Source organism: Variovorax sp. P1_H12_2 (assembly GCF_056405335.1).
On the sequence record NZ_JBFUCI010000685.1, the window covers coordinates 1 to 1,791 of the forward strand.

At 62.9% G+C, this 1,791-nt stretch carries 3 protein-coding genes; all 3 read right to left on the bottom strand.

Annotated elements, in window-relative coordinates:
• The coding region (locus AC1D2K_RS34170) for an LON peptidase substrate-binding domain-containing protein (protein ID WP_478094805.1) at nt 1–182 on the bottom strand (182 nt) is incomplete at its 3' end.
• Nucleotides 183–304: 122 nt separating this feature from the next.
• The gene (gene clpX, locus AC1D2K_RS34175) at nt 305–1,570 is read right to left on the bottom strand and encodes an ATP-dependent Clp protease ATP-binding subunit ClpX (RefSeq protein ID WP_478094807.1); all 1,266 of its coding nucleotides are present in this window, start codon (nt 1,568–1,570) and stop codon (nt 305–307) included.
• 136 nt (nt 1,571–1,706) lie between these two features.
• A partial coding sequence (locus AC1D2K_RS34180) for an ATP-dependent Clp protease proteolytic subunit (RefSeq protein WP_478094809.1) occupies nt 1,707–1,791 on the bottom strand: 85 nt, incomplete at its 5' end.

Genomic DNA, 1,791 nt, shown 5'->3' on the forward strand with positions numbered 1-1,791 from the left:
GCGGCCTTCTGCGCCACCAGCATGATGCGGCGCTCGGCTTCCATCGCCAACTCAAGCGCCTTGATGCTCTTGGGCCGGCCGACGAAAAGCGGAATCACCATGTGAGGGAACACGACCACGTCGCGCAGCGGCAACAGCGGCAGGTCGAGCTCGGAAGCAGGCAGGGGGGTATGACCGGACATGGAAATCCTTTACTTGATCATGGAAAGATGGTCGGCCGCGCGCACTTTTCAAGTGGGCGGGCACGGTCTTCGTCGAAGACGCCGGACGCCTGGCGGGAAGGGCGCGTCCGGTGCAGCTGCATTCAGGCCTTTTTGGCGGCCTCGCGATAGACCAGCAGCGGTGGCTTGTTCTCGTCGATGGTCGACTCCTCGACCACCACCTTGTCGACATTGGTGGCGTTCGGCAGCTCGAACATGGTGTCGATCAGCGACTGCTCGAGGATCGAGCGCAGGCCGCGCGCGCCGGTCTTGCGCGCCAGGGCCTTGCGGGCAATGGCCTTGAGCGCCGCCGGACGGATCTCGAGGTCGACGCCTTCCATCTGCAGCAGCTTGGTGAACTGCTTGACCACCGCATTCTTGGGTTCGGTCAGGATCTGCACCAGGGCGTCTTCGCTCAGTTCGGCCAGCGAAGCGACCACCGGCATCCGCCCGACCAGCTCAGGGATCAACCCGAACTTGATCAGGTCCTCGGGTTCGACCTCGCGGAACACCTCGGTGACGCTGCGCTGCTTCTTGCTCTTGACCGAGGCGCCGAAACCGATGCCGGAGGCCTCGGTGCGGTTCTCGATCACCTTTTCGAGCCCGGCGAAGGCGCCGCCGCAGATGAACAGGATGTTGGTGGTGTCGATCTGCAGGAAGTCCTGGTTCGGGTGCTTGCGCCCGCCCTGGGGCGGCACGCTGGCCATGGTGCCTTCGATCAGCTTCAGCAGCGCCTGCTGCACGCCCTCGCCCGAGACGTCGCGGGTGATCGAGGGGTTGTCCGACTTGCGCGAGATCTTGTCGATCTCGTCGATGTAGACGATGCCGCGCTGGGCCCGCTCGACCTCGTAGTTGCAGCTCTGCAGCAGCTTCTGGATGATGTTCTCGACGTCCTCGCCGACGTACCCGGCCTCGGTCAACGTGGTGGCGTCGGCCATCACGAACGGCACGTCGAGCATGCGCGCCAAGGTCTGCGCCAGCAGGGTCTTGCCCGAACCGGTCGGGCCGATCAGGAGAATGTTGCTCTTGCTGAGCTCGACGTCGTCGCCCTTGGACTTTTCCTTGTGGCGCAGCCGCTTGTAGTGGTTGTAGACCGCCACCGACAGCATCCGCTTGGCCGGCTCCTGGCCGATCACGTAATTGTCGAGGTTGGACTTGATCTCCAGCGGGGTCGGCAGGTCGTTGCGCGCCTCGCGCGCGTCATCGCCCGTCGGCAATTCGTCGCGAATGATCTCGTTGCAGAGGTCGATGCACTCGTCGCAGATGAAGACCGACGGTCCGGCAATCAGCTTCTTGACCTCGTGCTGACTCTTCCCGCAGAACGAGCAGTAGAGCGTTTTTTCGCTGGAGGAGCCTTTTTTCTCGGCCATGGGCAGATGCCTCGTAACAGGGGTTTAACAATGATAGCGAAGATGAAAGCCCACAAGCCCATCGCTGGCCTGAAGAAAAACGGCGCTTTCCCACAGGAAAACGCCGTTGTTGCGCGCTCGCCTCAGCGCGCGCCTTTCAGCTGCGCTTGGAGATGACCTGGTCGATCAGGCCGTACTCCTTCGATTCGTCGGCCGTCAGGAAGTAGTCGCGCTCGGTGTCG

Coding starts and splice junctions, on each gene's coding strand:
- clpX (WP_478094807.1), bottom strand. CDS start 1,570: ATGGCCGAGAAAAAAGGCTCCTCCAGCGAAAAAACGCTCTACTGCTCG.